This is a genomic window from Bacillus sp. FJAT-26390 (assembly GCF_001682865.1).
In the GTDB taxonomy this organism is placed as follows: domain Bacteria; phylum Bacillota; class Bacilli; order Paenibacillales; family Paenibacillaceae; genus Pristimantibacillus.
The window spans coordinates 18283-37573 of sequence record NZ_MAQX01000034.1 but is presented as its reverse complement, the minus strand read 5'-3'; the positions used below and the strand labels follow the sequence as shown (position 1 = coordinate 37573).

Annotated in this window: 14 protein-coding genes and 1 pseudogene; 10 read left to right on the top strand and 5 right to left on the bottom strand. The window is 43.5% G+C overall.

Annotated elements, in window-relative coordinates:
* Positions 1–476: 476 nt before the first annotated feature.
* Both A7975_RS27190 and A7975_RS27185 read right to left on the bottom strand, forming a co-directional pair.
* Positions 477–995 (bottom strand): DUF3231 family protein, encoded by a 519-nt coding sequence (locus tag A7975_RS27190; RefSeq protein ID WP_065387223.1) that lies wholly within the window; start codon positions 993–995, stop codon positions 477–479.
* Between the two features lie 177 nt (positions 996–1172).
* Complete coding sequence (locus tag A7975_RS27185; RefSeq protein WP_065387222.1) at positions 1173–1415, bottom strand: WGxxGxxG family protein; 243 nt, start codon at positions 1413–1415, stop codon at positions 1173–1175.
* Positions 1416–2866: 1451 nt separating this feature from the next.
* Here A7975_RS27185 and A7975_RS27180 point away from each other — a divergent pair.
* Positions 2867–3829 carry a Gfo/Idh/MocA family protein gene (locus A7975_RS27180; protein WP_053377367.1) on the top strand — a complete coding sequence of 321 codons (963 nt, stop codon included), beginning with the start codon at positions 2867–2869 and terminating at the stop codon, positions 3827–3829.
* On the opposite strand, the gene A7975_RS27175 is transcribed toward A7975_RS27180, so the two are convergent.
* Positions 3826–4740: an AraC family transcriptional regulator gene (locus tag A7975_RS27175; RefSeq protein ID WP_065387221.1), complete on the bottom strand. Its 915-nt coding sequence runs from the start codon at positions 4738–4740 to the stop codon at positions 3826–3828. The two genes, A7975_RS27180 and A7975_RS27175, sit on opposite strands and share 4 nt — an antisense overlap.
* Positions 4741–4856: 116 nt before the next feature.
* Between A7975_RS27175 and A7975_RS27170 the strand changes: the two genes are divergently transcribed.
* The 6 genes from A7975_RS27170 (at position 4857) to A7975_RS33355 (ending at position 15320) form a co-directional block, all read left to right on the top strand.
* Entirely contained in the window at positions 4857–6149 is a 1293-nt protein-coding gene (locus A7975_RS27170) for a neutral/alkaline non-lysosomal ceramidase N-terminal domain-containing protein (protein ID WP_065387220.1), read from the top strand.
* Positions 6150–6162: 13 nt separating this feature from the next.
* The gene (locus A7975_RS27165) at positions 6163–7359 is read left to right on the top strand and encodes a DegT/DnrJ/EryC1/StrS family aminotransferase (RefSeq protein ID WP_053377364.1); all 1197 of its coding nucleotides are present in this window, start codon (positions 6163–6165) and stop codon (positions 7357–7359) included.
* A gap of 150 nt (positions 7360–7509) precedes the next feature.
* Positions 7510–9117, top strand: coding sequence for a type 2 periplasmic-binding domain-containing protein (locus A7975_RS27160; protein ID WP_053377363.1), 1608 nt, complete (start codon positions 7510–7512; stop codon positions 9115–9117).
* A gap of 109 nt (positions 9118–9226) precedes the next feature.
* A complete protein-coding gene (locus A7975_RS27155) occupies positions 9227–10126 on the top strand; it encodes an ABC transporter permease (RefSeq protein WP_053377938.1) in 900 nt (299 codons plus the stop codon).
* A gap of 16 nt (positions 10127–10142) precedes the next feature.
* Positions 10143–11009 (top strand): carbohydrate ABC transporter permease, encoded by an 867-nt coding sequence (locus tag A7975_RS27150; protein WP_065387219.1) that lies wholly within the window; start codon positions 10143–10145, stop codon positions 11007–11009.
* Positions 11010–11024: 15 nt separating this feature from the next.
* Entirely contained in the window at positions 11025–15320 is a 4296-nt protein-coding gene (locus A7975_RS33355) for a family 43 glycosylhydrolase (protein WP_082198489.1), read from the top strand.
* Positions 15321–15590: 270 nt separating this feature from the next.
* Here A7975_RS33355 and A7975_RS33350 read toward each other — a convergent pair.
* Positions 15591–15920, bottom strand: a pseudogene (locus A7975_RS33350) (stage V sporulation protein R); the annotation flags it as partial.
* Between the two features lie 97 nt (positions 15921–16017).
* A complete protein-coding gene (locus A7975_RS33830) occupies positions 16018–16338 on the bottom strand; it encodes a hypothetical protein (protein WP_141680434.1) in 321 nt (106 codons plus the stop codon).
* 94 nt (positions 16339–16432) lie between these two features.
* On the opposite strand from A7975_RS33830, the gene A7975_RS27125 reads away from it, so the two are divergent.
* The 3 genes from A7975_RS27125 to A7975_RS27115 all read left to right on the top strand — a co-directional run bounded on the left by A7975_RS27125 (position 16433) and on the right by A7975_RS27115 (position 19281).
* Positions 16433–17452, top strand: a complete 1020-nt coding sequence (locus tag A7975_RS27125) for an FtsK/SpoIIIE domain-containing protein (protein ID WP_065387215.1) — start codon at positions 16433–16435, stop codon at positions 17450–17452.
* Complete coding sequence (locus A7975_RS27120; protein WP_065387214.1) at positions 17421–17741, top strand: hypothetical protein; 321 nt, start codon at positions 17421–17423, stop codon at positions 17739–17741. The genes A7975_RS27125 and A7975_RS27120 overlap by 32 nt, the downstream gene beginning before the upstream one ends.
* 664 nt (positions 17742–18405) lie before the next feature.
* A complete protein-coding gene (locus tag A7975_RS27115) occupies positions 18406–19281 on the top strand; it encodes a hypothetical protein (RefSeq protein ID WP_065387213.1) in 876 nt (291 codons plus the stop codon).
* Positions 19282–19291: the final 10 nt, after the last annotated feature.

Below are 19291 nucleotides of genomic sequence, written 5' to 3'. Positions count from 1 at the left end.
TTGAAATTGATTCATTGTATTGTTTCCTTCTTTTTAGTAATTATTTTTTCTTGAATATAGTTCCTTAGAATCAAAAATATATACAAAGAGATTTTTTATTGATTAATAGCTACCAATACATAAAAAAGCTGCATATTCGAATTAAATCGAGATGCAGCATTAGGGAGTGAAACGTTATTTATTTTATCCCACGGAGGAAATTTAATACTTTGACCCAATAAATCATTTCAATTTAATACAGTTTTGTTTAGAACAAAATTGTCGTAGCCCATCCCAATTCCCCCATAAACATCCTTTACAATTATTGGGCTGTTTTGGTTTGAAATATGTATTTTTCATCAATTTATATTTTCCTCCCACATAATTTCAGCTCCTAATTTGAAAATAATATATCCAACTTTATTTTTTGTATCCAAAATTTATTATAGCGTCTTGATAAAATAAAAAAATCCTATCCCAAAGGGATAGGATTTACTTTAGACGTTAACTGTTTCAGGCCTTTTAATTTGTAAAGGAGGAGGAATAAGCCATCCCTTATCTTTACTCATCTCAAGTATTTTTAAGCCTAATGCTGTTTTTGTGATATGGTACTTCGCAAAAAATGCGCCAATATCCTCCCTTATGGATTGACCCATAACTTGACTACAAGCAACTAGCCCCATCGAAGTGTCAGCTGCAATCATAGCTGAAATTTCGGGATCTGTAAATCTTGCACCTACAGGGATATCTTCAAGTTTTACTGACGGTCTTTCAGGCATTACTGGAGTGGCAGCAATCCCGTTATCAGTAAGCAATGCATCTAGTTCCTTAATTTCAAGTTTTGCTTGATCAATGAGTGCGTCCAGCACCTTTTTAAGTTCTTTGTCGCCGGCGTGGTTTAAATAAGCTTGATAGCAAGATATAGAACCTTTTGCCACCGTAGAAGCTTGCCAAACACTAAATACTTCACCGTAATGCATGGGTTCATCTTTTGGATTGCCGTTTAATATTCCCATTTAGTAATGCTCCTTTTATTCTTAATTTTGACTTGGTTAATATGTCCGCGAGTAGATAAATCATGTTTGGTACTTTATAACATATAGGAACCTGCATGATTTTTTTAAGTACTAGTAATCGCACACAAACACCCCCAGTGTAATAACTGGGGGTGTTTGTGTGATCTAATTCAACACTTAAGCACGATCGCGATCGCGATCTCGAGCACGATTTCTTGCTCCTGCTAAACCAATTAAACCTAATAGACCAAGCCAACCCCAATCAAAACCATCATCATCTGTTGTTGCATTTGTTCTGTAGTTATTTGCGTTCATTGTAGTTCCGTTATTCGAACGGTCATAATTCTCTGCAGATACAGGTATAGCCGAAAACATCATGATACAACCGATTAAGCTAATAACTATCATCACTCTTTTCATTTTAATACCCCATTCACTTTTTAGAATTAAAATCAACTTTATTTTTTGTTTCAATGCAAATATTTATACATTAGGACAACACATTTATTGAATAATCCATATCGAGATAATAGGAGGTAATAAAGATAAATAAAAATGTAAAGTGACATAAGAGAGACATAAGAGACAAATGTGTCTGCCTTGGTTAATAGCGATCACTTTAGCTAATATTTGAAGGGGAATGTGTGACAGCACTTCCTTGTTATTTTCCAGGACGATGACAAGAACATGGTCAAAACGGGATAATTAATTAATTGATGTCGCCGTGTGGAAGGAAAAAATCGCCTTATGAGAGTNTTTGCGTTCATTGTAGTTCCGTTATTCGAACGGTCATAATTCTCTGCAGATACAGGTATAGCCGAAAACATCATGATACAACCGATTAAGCTAATAACTATCATCACTCTTTTCATTTTAATACCCCATTCACTTTTTAGAATTAAAATCAACTTTATTTTTTGTTTCAATGCAAATATTTATACATTAGGACAACACATTTATTGAATAATCCATATCGAGATAATAGGAGGTAATAAAGATAAATAAAAATGTAAAGTGACATAAGAGAGACATAAGAGACAAATGTGTCTGCCTTGGTTAATAGCGATCACTTTAGCTAATATTTGAAGGGGAATGTGTGACAGCACTTCCTTGTTATTTTCCAGGACGATGACAAGAACATGGTCAAAACGGGATAATTAATTAATTGATGTCGCCGTGTGGAAGGAAAAAATCGCCTTATGAGAGTGAGTGAAACTGGTGATAACACCTGAACCGATTGAGTTGCAGTACATAAAACGTCTAAGTGACGAAGAGAATACTCTGATCGAAGCGCTACGGACGATCCATTTGGCGAGGCATACATAAAGAGGTATTAATTAATGAGTAAAACAAGGGATGGGGTCGATTCCGGATAGCTGCGGCAGTTTCTTGATTACTTAAAAGTGGCCAGTAATGGCACAAATTGAGTGTAGCTGCCATGGCGGCTGTGCTCAAACTGTATTCCTTGTAGGGACTGATGTGACATAAGTACATAATCATAAACCGGCTAGTTGCACCTCATTGGCTTTCACGAAGAAATGACGAAGCTTATACAAAAACGTGTACTCGAAAAAATGGGGAAATATACGAGATTTGGAATCGCATCTGTCTCGATAGCCCTCTAGCATTTGCGGGAGGGAGCTGCCAACGCTAGAGGGCTTGTTCGGAGAGCAGTTCGGTGGTTATCCATAAGGGGAAATGCTGTCGTTCGTTCATAAAACATAAACAGGGGAGCCTTAGGGGCTCTCTTTTTCTATCTTACTATAAGGCAACATTGAATTATCAGAATTGTCTGCTTTTGTAATAATTTTGACCATCCTTTTTTGTGGATTTCATTAAAATGAAGGAGAAAGAGGAGGAGGGTGGTAGGCATGAACATCGGATTAATTGGGTGTGGAACGATGGGGAGAGTATACCTCGATCGTTTGATGAGGATCAAGGGAGTTCGGGTAGCGGCAGTATGCCATCCCGAGCGGGAGAAAGCAGCCGCATTAGCTGAATTGCCGCAGGCAAAAATCTATGAATCTTACAGCGAAATGATCGCACATCCGGATATCGATATCATCTGCGTGACTTTGCCTACTTACTTGCATAAGGAATATGTGCAGATGGCTCTCGAAGCTGGAAAACATGTAATCTGCGAGAAACCGCTTACACTGAACGAGGTGGATTGTTGGGAGTTAATTGAGACTAGCCGAGTAAAGGGTGTTAAATTGTGTGTCGCGCATGTCGTTAGATTTTTACCGGAATATAAGGAGGCCCGCCTGCGGCTGCGCTCAGGGGAAGTTGGAGCGGCCAAGTCAGTGCGTACTACAAGAGCAAGTCTAATGCCGGCAGAGAACAGCTGGTTTCTGGATAAGCGAAAAAGCGGCGGTATTGTGTTCGATCTTATGATTCATGATATCGATTACGTGCTTTGGCTTCTTGGAGATCAAATTACGCATATAAAAGCGGAAATTTCAGCTCGCGAGGGAGTGGAGCAAGCGTTGGCATGGCTCTATTACGCTGACGGAACTAAGGTATGCTTAGAGGCTATTTGGGGGGCTTCTGACTTTCATGCCGGATTTGATATTACTGTAGAACAAGGGGTTCTTAGTTTAGGCGGCGTCAAGGAGAGTAATGAGAGCGATAATAAGGTGGCTCATGGGAATTCATCTAATCGAGGCGTTATTATACCTGAGTCGCCAGAGCTTGAAGACGCCTATTATTTTCAGCTGGCAAGCTTTATCCAGGCAATCGAGATGAATGGTCCGCTTCCGATAACGGCGGAAGAAGCTTGTTCCGCCGTTAGAATTGCGACACGGATAGTAGATTGCATTGATTCCTATTCCTAATCCATTGAATCATCGGACAAAGGGAAGGAGGTTACTGGCTCCCTTGAGTACTCTAGGCGGTATTCGCGGGGTGATATTCCTTCGATTTTCATGAAAACCCTGGAGAAGGTGCGAAAGGATTGAAAGCCAGCTTCCAAGGAGACATCAAGAATAGACATGCTTGTGTTCAACAGCAGACCGGTAGCTCTCCTGATCCGAAGGCTGTGCAAATATTGAAGGAATGTTGTTCCCATTACTTCCTTGAACGCCAGACTAATGGCGGAAACGCTGGTATCGAATTGGGTAGAGAGGATTTCAAGGGATAAGTCGTTAATATAGTGGGTATTCACGTATTGAATGACGTTCCATATTAGTTTTTTATTGCGATAATTGGAGCTTGTCGGCGCGAGATTATTTCTACTTTGATGAGCGCGGAAATAGATAATCAGGGCTTCGATTAGCTTGCTGCGAATATACGAGTTTTTAGCCAGCTTGTCTTCTTGGAATTCTAACCGCATTTTTTCAAGGCAAGCTCTCATTTCGGCGTAAGAGTGAGGATCGAGGTCTACATAGGATGTGGATCCGTCATTCGTTCCTAAAATGATCGTGCCGAATTCCGCCTCCATTGTGGATCCAAACAGCAGGCTTATATCGAACATGCAGCAAATCACTTCTACGCCAGTATCATCGCAAAATATTTCATGCATATCATGGGGGCGTAAAAAAGTGACTGTTCCTGGTTGAAGTTTATGCGGACTCCCGTTTATGAATTCGGTTCCGGTTCCGCTAACGACAAGGGATAGTTCGAGCACATCATGGTGGTGCAAAGCATAATGCTTATGGAGCGTATGCGTTGTAACTACGCATGAAAACTTGCGGCTCACGGCTCCAGATAAAGACAGAACATCTTCATATTCAGGAAAAATAACCATGACGATTTACCCCCCGATTTTTTCGCTGTTTTACTTTTATTGACCAGGTAAATAAAAAAAATGACCGAATTCTTAATGAAATGTATTATAACATAGAAATCGAAAGGAGTGATTCTATGGAGCTTCAATTAAGTGTCGGTACAGCCAAAGTCGATATCACTCCGCCATTCGCATTGCCGCTAGCTGGTTTTGCCAGCCGGTGCAACCGAAACTTCGAGACTATCGATAGCCGCTTGTACTTGCGAACGTTTTATTTTCAACAGCATTTTACGGACGGTTCAAAGATGCAGTCGCTGCTCTTGTCTGCCGATATTCTGTTCTGGTCAGAAGAATTGGCTGATCAACTGCGCGCGCGAATAGAGCGTCAGTGGGGAATCGCGGAGGACGCCATTATTCTACATGCCACCCATACACACTCCGGTCCGGCCATTTCAACGCGAACAATTGGGCTAGGAGTGCCTGATCCGAATTACCTCGCTTTTTTGGAACAAGCGGTAATGCGGAGTGTGGAAGATGCAGCAGGCGATGCCGAGCCTGTGAGTATACAGATGGGAAAAGGCACATCAAGGATCGGCGTGAGCCGCAGGAAGAAGGTTGGGGACCAAATTGTGTTGTCTCCGAACCCGGAAGGATTGACCGATCCTGAGCTAAGGGTATACGTCTTTACCACTTTAGCAGGGAAGAAGAAGGGCGTGTTAACCCACTATGCCTGTCATCCAACGCTAACGGACCGCAATTCGGTATCCTCTGAATTTTGCGGCTACGCGATGGAACGGCTGGAGCAGCGTAACGGCTCCTTAACGGTATGCGCTTATCTTCAAGGCTGCAGCGGCGACATTAATCCCGTTATGCCGAAAGTTTCCGAAAGCAATCAGGATGTCATTTCCATCGTAGGACAAAGGTTTGCAGACGATGTAGATGCGATCTTATCTGGAGAGCTTAAATGGCTTGAACCCAGTGTGCTGACTAGTAGGCGATCGATTGCAGTGCTTCCTTATGCAGAAATACCTTCGAAGGAAAAGCTGCAGCGAGTCGTGGATGAATCGGCTTCAGCAGACGTCCGTAATTGGGCTCAAAGCTTCTTGGAGCAACCTGACAAGCTCAGGAAGCAAGCCCGATTTGAAATTACTAAGCTAACTATAGCCGAAGGGTTAACATTTATAGCTATGAATGGCGAAATGGTAGTGGAATACGGTTTGTTCTTGAAGAGCTGCTCCCCGGGCCTTGTCCCTCTGGCTTATAGCAATGGAATGATCGGATATATTACAACCGCAAATCAACTGCAGGAAGGCGGATATGAGCCGATTGAATCCGTTACCTATTTCGGCCTCCCTTGTCCTTTCGACCAGGCTGTTGAGGCGGAAGTAAAGAGGCAACTTATGGCTATTATTGATGAACCAAAAACCTAGGAGGAATAACAGCATGCAGAAGTTAAAATTAGCAGTAGATGGTGGAAGTCCGATAAGAACGCACCCATTTCCCAAGTGGCCGATATTCGGAGACCTGGAAGAAAAGCTTATGTTGGAGGCCGTCAGATCGGGGAACTGGGGAGGTGTGGATCCAGATAAAATCAAATTATTCGAGGAAAAATTTGCCCGTCTGCAGGATGCGAAATACGCCATAACAGTCAATAATGGCACAATTGCCATAAGCATTGCTTTACTGGCTGCAGGTGTAGATGCCGGCGATGAGGTTATCATGCCCCCCTATACGTTCATTGCTACCGCTACGGCAGCATTATTGATTGGCGCTATTCCAGTATTTGTGGATGTAGATGAGTCCATGCTGATCGATCCGGACAAAGTAGAAGCAGCGATCACTCCAGCTACCAAGGCGATTATCGCAGTGCATATTGCCGGTGCTCCAGCCAACATGACACGCTTGCAGCAAATTGCGATGACAAATAAACTAGCTTTAATTGAAGATGCCGCGCAGGCAGTAGGCGCCAAATGGGAAGACCAAGGGGTAGGCGCTCTAGGTGATTTGGGTACCTTCAGTCTCCAATCCAGTAAAAATCTCAATAGCGGTGAGGGCGGAGTCATTGTAAGCAACGATGAGGAATTAGCCGATCATGTCTGGTCAATTCATAACTGCGGTCGTGTTCGCAACGGAAGATGGTATCAGCACGAGCGCATTGGCTGGAACTTCAGGTTCAGTGAGGTGCAAGCTGCGCTAGCGCTTGCCCAGTTGAGCAGAGTGGAAGAACAGATGGAAATTCGCCAGCGCAGCGCAAATCATTTGGACGGTCTCTTGCAACAAATGGAAGGAATCCAGCCCGTGAAGTATGATAGCAGGATTACGAAGCATGCGAACCATCTTTATATGTTCAAGCTGGATAGAGACATTACAGACCGAATTGTTAAAGAAGATTTTATCCGTAAGTTGAATGCAGAGGGGATACCGGCTACGGCAGGTTACGTCCCACTTAACAAGAATTCCGCCATTATCGATCGAATCCACAAGCTGGTTGGAGAAGTTAGGACTAACAGCTGTCCGGTGGCAGAAAAAGCTTCCGAACTTGAATTGCTCTGGTTACACCAGAACGTTCTTCTTGGATCCGAGAGAGATATGGAAGATATTGCGAATGGTATCAACAAAGTTATCCAATCCTACTTATAGGGCAGTAGAATTATAAGTGAGTGCTGGCTTCGCAGTATACGGTCTAGTTTCAGAGGATGGCAAAATGCCTTGCAGGATCGCGACCTCAGGCAATTGACCGCCTTGCAAACATAAATGATGAACCACACTAGACGAGAGGGGTATCACTAAATGAAGAAAATTTGGGTTATCGTCATCGCATTCGCACTCATTCTTTCCGCGTGTTCTAGTAAGGGGAACAAAGGAAACGAGCTCAGTCCGAATAGTGAAGGGAAAGAAAGCACTGAAAGCAATAATGAAAGCGGTACCAAAAGCCCGAATTCGGGCAATAAATCCATTAAGGTACTTCTTTCCCATGCAGAAGCGGAGTATGCCAAAACTGTAAAAGCAGACGATCCCTATATCAAAGAGTTAAACAAGTTATCGGGTTATAATCTCAGTTTTGATTTTCTCGGACATTCCGACTACGATCAACAGCTCTCTCTGCGTTTTGTTTCTGGGGAATTGGCTGATCTGGTCCGGACGCCCAGTATCGATTCCACCATTCACAAGGATGCGGTTGAACAGGGTATCTTCAAAGAATTAGGTTCCTTGATTGATCAGTACGGTCCAAACCTCAAAAAACGCATTCCCGAAACCGCATGGAACAGTCCACGTGTTCAAAAGGACGGGAAAATTTACGGCATTCCAGTTCTTGTCGGAACGGCAAACGACAGAATTGGTTTTATCCGCCAGGATTGGCTCGACAAGCTGAACTTGAAGCAGCCGGAAACGATTGACGAGTGGCTTAACTATTTCGAGCAGGTTAAGGTCCAGGATGTGAACGGAAATGGTGATCCAGACGACGAATACGGCTATACGATGTTTGAAGGAGTAGGTTGGAGCTCGATGTTCTTCGGATCGTTCGGCGTTGATCCCGGAACTTGGCACTTGCAGGATGGCAAGCTGATTCCTGATATGATCAGCCCGAAGATGAAGGAAGCAATCGCATTTTATCGGATGCTATATGAGAAAGGGTATGTCAATCGTGATTTGTTCACGAAGAAGGAGGCCGATTTCCGCGCCGATATCTATAACGGCAAGTCGGGAAGCTTTGCTGCCGCTGTCTATCAATACACACCTGACTTCAGTGCAACCAATGCGCCTAAGAAATTCGTCAACGAGCCGGACAAGGTCAAGATCTCGATGGTCGCTCCACCAGCGGGACCTAGAGGGGAAAGAGGTTTGGGACCCGAGTCCGACGGCATTTATTTCGTGTGGGTAATTCCAGAAACGGTAAAAAATCCCGAAGAAATCATTAAATATCTCGATTGGGCATGGAGTGCACCGGAAGCGGATAAGTTCTTCGCCTATGGGATTGAAGGCTCTAATTATTCCGAAGAAAGCGGAGAACTCAAATATGATGTTTCGGCTCCCGTGAACGCGGACAAAAATGCGTTCCAAATGTTCCAATTGTCTATCAATCCCCGTGAGATCGGGTTCAACAACGATCTGGTATTAAAAACACTGCCAGAATCGGAAAAGATCATTGCAGGCTATAAGCTCTCGGCGGATATTGCAATGCCGCATGATAGTCTGTATATGCCGCCGCTTGTCACCTTCCAGAACAACCCGGAAATATCGACTTGGGGAACGATGTTCGTCGAGATGTTCTCCAAGATCATGACGGGAAGTCAACCGATCGATGCCTTTGACAAATTTGTTGCGGACTGGAATAAACGCGGCGGAGATAAAGCAATTGATGAAGCAACGCAATGGTATAATGCGTTCCATAAATAACGACAATCGTGGATTGCGCTGCATGCCTCATGCATGCAGCGTGGTTCGCGAACGATCAGTAAAGCTGAAAAAGCAGGTTGGCCATCCACAAGAATCGGCAGGTGATGTTATGAATAAGCGGTTAGTTTTACGCGACAAATGGATTCTCATCTTGTTCGCTTTGCCTGGATTGCTCTATTTTTTAATATTCAAATACGTTCCACTGCTTGGCAATGTCATTGCCTTTCAGGACTATAACATCTTCAAAGGAATTTTACACAGCCCGTGGGTTGGCTTTGCTCAATTCAAGCGGATGTTCGGTTTCGAAGATTTTTATGAAGTGTTTCGCAACTCGGCGAAGCTCGGCTTCTATTCGCTGTTGTTCGGCTTCCCTGCACCAATCATTTTAGCGTTGCTGCTGAATGAACTGAAATCGATGGCGTTCAAGAGAATCGTACAAACCGTTGTCTACATGCCTCACTTCTTGTCATGGGTTATCGTCGGATCAATCTTCATTAATCTACTATCATTCGAAGGCATTATTAATACAATAGCTAGTCAAATGGGTATAGAAAAGATTGACTATGTAACGCAAGGAAACACTTTTATAGCTGTACTGATATCCACTGGGATCTGGAAAGAGGTTGGATGGGGCACTATTCTCTATCTGGCGGCACTATCCGGAATTAATCCGAATTTCTACGAAGCTGCCATGGTTGACGGCGCCAGCAGATGGAGACAAATGTGGAGTATTACACTGCCCTTATTGATGCCGACGATGGTTGTCGTGCTGCTTCTCTCGGTTGGACATATTCTGGACGCGAATGTAGAGCAGGTGCTGATTTTCCTGAATCCGCTAGTTAGGGATGTGGGAGAGGTGTTCGATACGTATGTATATACTTTCGGTTTGGTAGGCGGCCAGTACAGCTATACGACGGCAATTGCCTTGTTTAAAGCCGTGGTGGGGATTGTACTTGTATTCGGGCTGAATGCGATCAGTCGTAAAACAACCGGAGAGAGCCTTTACTAACATAGGAGGTGGAGTCGTGCGTAAACCTATTGCTTTCCAGGCATTTTTGATCACCATTTTGACAGCTCTAAGCTTAATCATGTTGGCTCCCTTAATTCACATCCTGTCGGTTTCTCTAAGCTCTCCGCTGTATGCGCAGGCTAAGCTAGTCTATTTCTGGCCAAAAGGACTGCAGTTTGCCGTTTACAAAAAAATAATTTCGATGGATGAAATGTGGAGGGCGATGGGAGTCAGTGTCTACATTACCATTGTCGGCACGTTAATTACACTGGCTCTCACGTCCATGATTGCTTTCGCGCTCTCTAGAACGACCATGCCAGGTCGAACGTGGATTATGCGGCTCATTGTACTTACTTTTATTTTACCCGCACCACTTATACCGGGTTTTCTGCTTGTCAAATCTCTCCATATGCTAGATACGCTCTGGTCATTGATGATACCGGGAGCAACAAGCGCCTTTTATGTGATCATTATGCGAACCTTTTTCCGGAATGTTTCCGGAGAGCTGTTCGATGCGGCGAAGATGGACGGCTGCAGCGAGGCGGGCATCTATTTCCGTATCGTGCTCCCCTTATCTACGGCTGTTATTGCCACCATCGGTCTCTTCCATGCCGTTTATCAATGGAACACTTACTTTTCCGCACTTGTTTTCATTAGGGACAAGACGCTTTATCCTTTGCAGGTGCTGCTGCAAAACCTGGTCGCTAAGAAAGGGCTGAACAACTTCATGGGGGAAGTGCAGTTCGAACTAAATATGCCTGTTACACCGGAAATGATGAGCGCAGGCATTATTATTTTTGCCACGGTGCCGATTCTGGTCGTCTACCCGTTCCTGCAAAGATATTTTGTCAAAGGCGCAATGCTGGGATCGCTAAAAGAATAATAAGGAGGCTATTAAATGAAACGTTATCTAGTGTATCTGTCAAAAATAGTGATGGTTCTAGCTCTTGCGACAACCGGATTTCTCATCGGCCCGTTTGAACGCGCCAGTGCGACGATTGGGGATATCGACAAGATCGTACCAACTCCTCAGCAGGTTAGCTATACGGAAGAGTTTTTGACGCTGCATGACGGTACTTCCTATAAAGCGGCAATCGTAATCGGAAGAGATGCTTCACCGGCGGAGGAGGAGGGCGCAAATTTGCTGCAAAGAGTCATTGCCCGCAAGAACGGGCAGCAAATTCCGATACTCTACGACGATCAATCCAATTCAGCCTATTCGGTGGTCATTGCCATCGGAACGGCGAATACCAATACCGTTAACGGCAGCTACTCCATTGATGTTCCCGATCATAAGGAGGGGTATGCAATCGAGCGGGCGTTGGTCGGCAATCGGCATATTGTGTTAGTAACCGGTTACGAGGCTATCGGAGCCTATTACGGTTCGACCAGCCTTGCCCAAATGGTAGATTCGAGCGGTTCCCTAACCAGGCTGCGGGTCGTATCGGTTCGCGACTATCCGGATATGGATATGCGGATCATCAAGGACATTTACACAAAATATCATGTTAATAATGAAGGAGAATTTTCGTATTCCGACGCTAGAGACTGGATGCATATGCTTCCTCTGCTGAAGATTAACGTGTTCAACTTATGCTACTCCCATCTGTTAGAGACTGGATGGAGAAATCCTACTTCGGATTACGTGAATGCGGTAAAGGAGTTTAGCAATTATGAAAGGGATAAAGGGATCATCCAGTTTATGCAGGGGGTCAATCCCGGTTATTCGGGAGGGTTGCCGACTGATGCGGAGTATAGCAAGCTGATCGATTTGTTTAAATTATCACTAGATGAAGGCGCTTCCAAAATTATGCTGGCCTTTGACGATCAGGCCTATCCGGATCCGGCGAAACATCGGGATTTGGCCAATAAAGTACAAAAAAGTTTGTCAAGTCAGGAAGGGTTCTACTTGCTGACGACACCGGAGAAATATCATCTTGCGGAGTCCGATATCAGCACTTACTTGAATACTTTTACGAACGGACTGATCCCGGAGATCGGGGCTACTTGGACAGGGTATGATGTCTTCTCGACGGAGGTAACGCCTGCCCACGTATCCACTTGGAGAAATTCTACGAACAATCCTTATAAACTGCCGTTCTATTGGCACAATGACTACGAACTGGCGGATACAAGATTGAATTTTAACGATAAGGACGTACCGAAATGGGAGATAGACAACTATTACTTTACAGATTCAAGAGTTCCGTTTAAAACGAAAACACTAGTTCCGCCTGCTCAATCTTTAACATTGCCGGGCGGTTACGTATGGAACGATATGCCGCGAAATACTTCCGAAGGCGTCTTGGAAAATATTTTCCGACCGACAACTCCGCACAAAATCTATGCCATATCGATGGCAAACTGGATGTGGAATCCCGATGCCTACAAGAACGATGCGACAGAGTTTGAGCGTGCCAAAAAATATTGGGACACGATCGTATCCAATCCGGGATTCAAGAAAACCGCTACTTCGTCATCGCAGTACAGCGCTGACTATGCTGCCAATAAAGCCGTGGACGGTATTAACAGCAATGACACCGTGGAGAATGCTTGGGCTACCGCAAGCGGCGCTACGCTTAACTCCTGGTGGAGGCTGGACCTAGGAAAAAAGCAGAAGATGGAAGGCGTTCGCATCAAGTATCGTGAATTTGAAGAAAAAGCATACATGGTCCCGAACTCGGTAACCGTGCAAATAAGCAACGACAATGTCAACTGGACAACGGTCGTGAATCAATCGACGAACGTTCCTCTGGAAAATTCAACCTATGCTTCCGAAGTGTACTTCTATCCTTTCCAAGGAGAGGCTAGATACGTGCAACTGAAGTTTCCTACAGGTGGGCAAAACTCGCTAATCGAGCTTTCGGAGGTTGAAATCGCTCAAGAAAAAGCGGTAGCAGCATCCGTTAATCTAGCGATCGGAAAGACGGCTTCCGCATCTTCTGTAATTGATAGTACCTACGCTGCAGGCAAGGCAAACGACGGTTTGAATAGCCATGGAACCGCTAATCCGAACAATGCGTGGTCAAGCACCTCGGGTACGAACCTGAACAGTTGGTGGAAAGTTGATTTGGGACAGCAGGAAAAATTTAAAACCATCGAGGTAAAATTTAGGGAATTTATCGCAGATACGGCCTATATGGTGCCCAAGACGATTACTATTCAAACAAGCGACGATAATACGAATTGGACGACACTGATCGCAAGATCGGCTAACGTTCCTGCGACTGGTCAGCCCTATGGGTCCGCTACGTATTCCTATTCCGTAAACGGCAAAGGAAGATATGTCCGATTGCTGTTTGAGGACGGCGGCCAGGATACGCTAGTGCAATTGTCGGAGGTCGGGATCTTCAACCGCAGTCTTCCTCAGCATCAGCGCCAGACGCTAAATGCCGCCTATAAGAGAAAAGCGACGGCTTCATCTTCGTATTCGACGATGTATCCGGCCGCTAAGGCAAACGACGGTACGCACTCCCGCAGAACGGCGGAGAATGCATGGGCATCAACCGCCGCAGGAGCGGTAAACTCATGGTGGGAGGTTGATTTGGGAAAAATAACGTCCATACAGGATGTGGCTTTATACTTCCGGGAGTATCCTTATGGCACCTCCTATACCGTGCCGGCCAACATCACCTTTGAGGTTAGTAATGACAAGAATACCTGGACTAACGCACTGAGCGCGAATAATGTACCTGTCGAGGGTCTGAACTACGATTCATCGAAGTACTCGTACACCTTAAACGCTTCGGGAAGGTATTTGCGGTTAAAATTTCCAGGAGGCGGTCAGAGTGGCCTTGTGGAACTATCCGAGGTAGAGGTGCGTTCGCCGTTGCTTGCCCGATCCGATTTCCATAACGTCATCTCTCAGGATGGCGCTGACGCATGGATGTACAAACATACCGACGGTTACTATTATTACACCCGGACGACGGGAAACAATGTGACGATCTGGAGATCCAAGACCATGTCCGGTATTGAATCCGGCGAGAAGAAGGTCATCTGGACCCCGCCGACCAACAACCCCAATGCGGCTAACTGTCAAGCTATCTGGGCACCGGAGATTCATTTTCTGAACAATGCCTGGTATGCCTATTATTCGGCCACGACATGCGGTGATACGGATGGTTATAACCATCGCATGTTTGTATTGGAAAATACAAACGCCGATCCGTTCCAAGGAACTTTTACCGATAAAGGGAAAATAACCGATGCGACCGATTTGTGGGCAATCGATGGGACCGTGTTGAATGTTGCAGGACAGTTGTATTGGTTCTGGTCCGGATGGGATTCTCCGTATATCTATCGTCAGAACCTCTATGTGGCATCGATGAGCAATCCGTATACGCTGTCCAGCGCAAAGACGCTAATTTCATCGGCTACTTACGATTGGGAGATTACACCAGATCCTCTTGCACCTGATGTAAATGAAGCGCCGCAGCCTATCGTCAAAGGCAATAAGGTTAATCTGGTATACTCGGCGTATGGCAGTTGGAGTGATAATTATAACTTGGGACTGCTAACGGCAAGCAACACCTCTAATTTATTGTCGGCAGCTTCCTGGACGAAGAAGAACGCATCGATTTTCAGCAGTGGAAGCGGCATCTACGGACCGGGGCACAATAGCTTCACCAAATCGCCTGACGGCACGGAGGATTGGCTAATCTATCATGCTGCTAGATTTTCAGGAGCAGGCTGGACACGGAATGTAAGGGCGCAGCCATTTACGTGGAATGCCGACAATACGCCTAACCTCAGCGTTCCGGTCTCGCCGAACTTTCCGATCCGGGCACCGTCCGGAGAGCCCGAAAGGAAGAGATATGAAGCCGAGGAGGCGAAGCTTGCGAACGGGGCAAAGAGAGTTCAGGACGAGACGGCCTCAGGCCGCAAAAAGGTTGGATACATCGATAATGCGAACAGTTATATCGAATTCGATGTTACCGTCGCTTCGGCAGGTTCCTATATCCTGTTGGCAAGAACGGCTAACGGAACTAGCGATCCTCACGCGACTTCAACGTACAACATGACTGTCAATGGAGGAACGAGTCAAGTGGTCGATATTGCTTATTCTGACTGGGGAAACTGGGGAACGACTGCAATCGAGAAAACCTTAACGGCCGGACATAATAAAATTCGGTTTACCAAAGGCGCTAATTACGCGGAGATTGATTATCTGGATGTTATGCTTAAACCCTGAAATGAGCTTATAGAAGAAGGCCAATTGTCCGACGGTTTGATCGTCGGACAATTGGCCTTTTCCCACAAATGCTATGCAGAAAATATGTTTATTTAAACTAAACCTTCGCAAAGCAATAATCGGTGCAACGACTGATTTAGCATAGACTTGAATGTAATTGGAGGAGGAATTGACGAAAATAGAAAACCCAATCGAATGGGATTGGGTTTTTTGTATTAGCTTTATGCATGACAGCTCTTCAATGAAGAGTTAAGAAGCAATTTCACTAAATCAAACAAACTTCCGACTCGTCTTCTTCCCATCACAGCTAAACACGATCTTCTTATCCTCAACAAACGTTTCCAAATGAACGTTCTTCCCCCAAAGCTGAACAACATGAGGCAGCGTGCGCTCTACATATTTGAGATCAAGCTCCATACCCTCGTATTCATGGATAAGATACAGCTCACCTACACGGTTAAAGTCCCCATCCTTAACCATCAGGCTGGGAAACCCGCCGTTTACTTTGGAATAAACGAGCTGGTCACGAATATTCTCCCAAGACTTATCGGTAATCTTCCACTCCGGTCCTTTTTTCTCGAAAATGTACAGATCCAGATTTGCGAATTTTTTAAAAGAATCAACAAAGACAGAAGTTCTTGAGTTTTTGAGAAAATTAAGAGCAGTTATAAGGTTTGATGGTAGTAAAACTAGATGATCACTTCTTATTATTGTTCCACGTCTTTATTAGTGCATGGATTTGTTTTTGTGCTTCTTCTGATAATTCATTAAAATCTTTAAGAAATAGTTTTGTAAATTCGTCTCTCTCTGGGGTTCCAGGATCCCCAACATCTACATTCTCTAGTTCATCCCCACTATCCGTGGGGTTATTTGTGTTTTTGGATATATACCCTGCTTTAGTCATTAAATCTTCATATGATACACCAAGAGGCTTTGCGAGTTTTAATAAAATATCCGGCGAAGGCGCCGCAATTTCGAAGTGCAGCTGCTTTTGTTGAGCCGCAAGCAGATCGGGCATTTGTCTATATGCGCGATATGGCAGCGGAACTTATGGCTTTTGCAGAGGAAGCCGCTTTACCCGTTATATTTGGGAAAGACGTTCGCGAAATCCGATGATTGTTGACCTGGCCCGAATGCCTCATTTGCTTATTGCTGGGGCAACCGGTTCAGGGAAATCGGTATGTATCAATACGATTATTAATTCTTTACTGCTCACCCGGTCGCCAAATCAGCTGCGCTTGTTGTTAATCGATCCCAAACAGGTGGAGTTCACCATTTATAGAGGTCTGCCGCATTTGCTCGTACCGCCAGTATCCGATATGCGGAAAGCGATGCTCGCCTTTACTAAAGTGATTGTAGAGATGGAGCAGCGCTATGAAAAGTTTGCAGAGGCAGGTGTACGAAATTTAAAGGCATACAACAGTAAAAGACCGCAAGAAAAGCTTCCATTCATTGTGGTTATCATTGATGAGTACGCCGATCTCATGTTAGTGGTCGGTGAAGAGGTTGAAGATGGCGTACAGCGCATTACACAAAAGGCACGTGCCGCCGGTATTCATTTGATATTAGGGACGCAGCGGCCCAGCGTTGATGTTGTCACCGGCATTATTAAAGCAAATCTACCTTCACGAGTGACTTTCCAATTACAAAGCGCTGTCGATTATCGCACGGTGCTGGATCGCGGCGCTCCTCCCTTGTTAGGGTTTGGAGATGGTGTTTGTATTTCATTGCAACGATTCCAGTCTGCTGCGACGAGCGTAGACGATAACGAAGCTACGGCACTCATTGAGGAATTAAAAACCTATTGGTCCAATGAACCAGGAGATAAGAGCGAATGGTCGATCAAAGACGATGGGCAATTGGAAGAGTCTTTTGATGATGATATAGCAGATTCAGATCCGCCATGGGGGACGAGTGAGGAGTCCGATAAAGCGGATCGCATGGATGAGCGGCCGACAGAGGAGGGAACCAAACCGAATCGGCAGCACTTAAGTGAATATGAGCAGGTTCTGGAGATTGTTAAAGCACACGGCGGCTTTTCCATTGAGGTCGTGCAGCGAGAGTTAAGGATTAGTTATGCTACGGCAACCAGGAGAAACGATGCTGAAGGAGGGAATTATCGGTCCTTATGATAAGGAATCAAAAATGAGACCGGTTATTCGTGATGCGGAGGAACAGACGGCTCATGAACAAGCTGAAATGCTAAACAAGATGAAGCGCTATATCTGTGAGCACCGTGCAGCCAAGAGCTCAGAGCTGCGAGAGGTATTCTCCATTCGGAAAGAGAAAGTACTGGAGTATATGCAGCAGCTTGTGGAAGAAGGTTTTTTATATGCGCCAACAAGTACGAAAGGTGGATATACATTGGTTTGGGATGAAGAGCAAACGAGTCAATTTTTAATGAATGGGAACCAGGATTAAATGAATTGAAGTAAAGTAATAGATTATTTTCTAGTTCCCGTTTCTAGTTCCCTGTTTCTAGTTCCCATATTTAAACGGGTAAAAAGCCCGTGGTTATAAGGTATTTCCTAGATAAGAGCATAATGATAATATCGGAACTAGAAATATGAGGAAAGAGCGGAACCAGAAATAAGGATGGTGAAGGTTATATTATCTAATTTTGCTATATAGTAAATGCCTTGAAATTGAGATTTGTTTTGAAAAATTAATAAAGAGTAAAGATTCTAGATAGATTATCTTGTAATCAACTTTGTAGTCACTTTTTAAGAATATCTAGTAAATATTGAATTAAATAGACTTTTTTGTTTAATGAATGATTTTTTTGCTGATCAAGTGTTATAGTTCCAATTTACTAAGTTATAATCTTCTATTGTATTTCAATCCTGAAACTATATATGGTATTTTAAACTTAGGAGAATCAACATACTGTGTTTTTCGAGTGATATTATATGCCCAAAAATTGACTTTTTATGTAACGTGAATTATGATGATTTTTATCAGTAGTCTTCTAGTCCTGGTATAAGTTGAATTTAAAGTAGTTATGTAAGGGGGCGATTAGATAAGAAGGTTTAAAGTTCTAAATAAATATATTTAAGTAAACAATCTAATTGGAGTGTAAATTTATATGATAGCAAACGAAGGGTACTACAGAGAGATGATTCTTTCAACAAAAGAAGAGATAGCTCTAGAATCAGGAATTACTAGAAGTATTCTATATTTGTTATGTAGTTTTGTATTCTTAGCTGGTAGTTTAATTTTCAGTATTTTATCTTTAATTTATCTATTCATTAATACAGGAAATTCAGTTTCAGCTTTCTTTTTGACAATGCTTTGTATCATTTTATCGTTTGTATTACTTGTATCCTCAGAAAGAGACACCATATCAGATAAGAGGTTGAACGAAAAGCTATATATTTATTTCGGTACTTTAGGAAAATATATAGAGAGTGAAAAAAACAGATATCTAATATGGATAGTTAATAGAAGAGTTTTAAAGTATTTACATGAACTTGAAAAAAACTCTAAAAATTTATTTTTCAATAACGAATCGATTATAAATATTAATCTCATTGTAGATATAAGGAAATTGTTAAATGAGAATTTGATCTCCTTACTCAAAAATGGAAATAAAAATTTAGTTATTGAATTAATTCAATGCATTAAAAAAGCACATCTATCCTCATTGTTTTTAAGTTTAAACAATAATGATAACACAGAGATATTACTATCTCACTCGAATACAATTCAAAATATTAAGATTGCCTTAGAAGCTTGTCAGAGTGAGAAAACAGAAAATGAAGATAATTTAAAGTTGAAAAAAGTTCTAGCAATACTGTCAAAGCCTTCCTTTTTAATTACCATAATAGTCTTAGTGGGAATAGGTTTAGCTTACTATATTAATACTACAAATGATTACACAAAAATGCCTGCAAATCTCGCCGTAGTAGCGTTAGTTTTAACGATAACTTTTTATGTTTTGCAAAATAAAAAATCTCCATAATATTAATCTA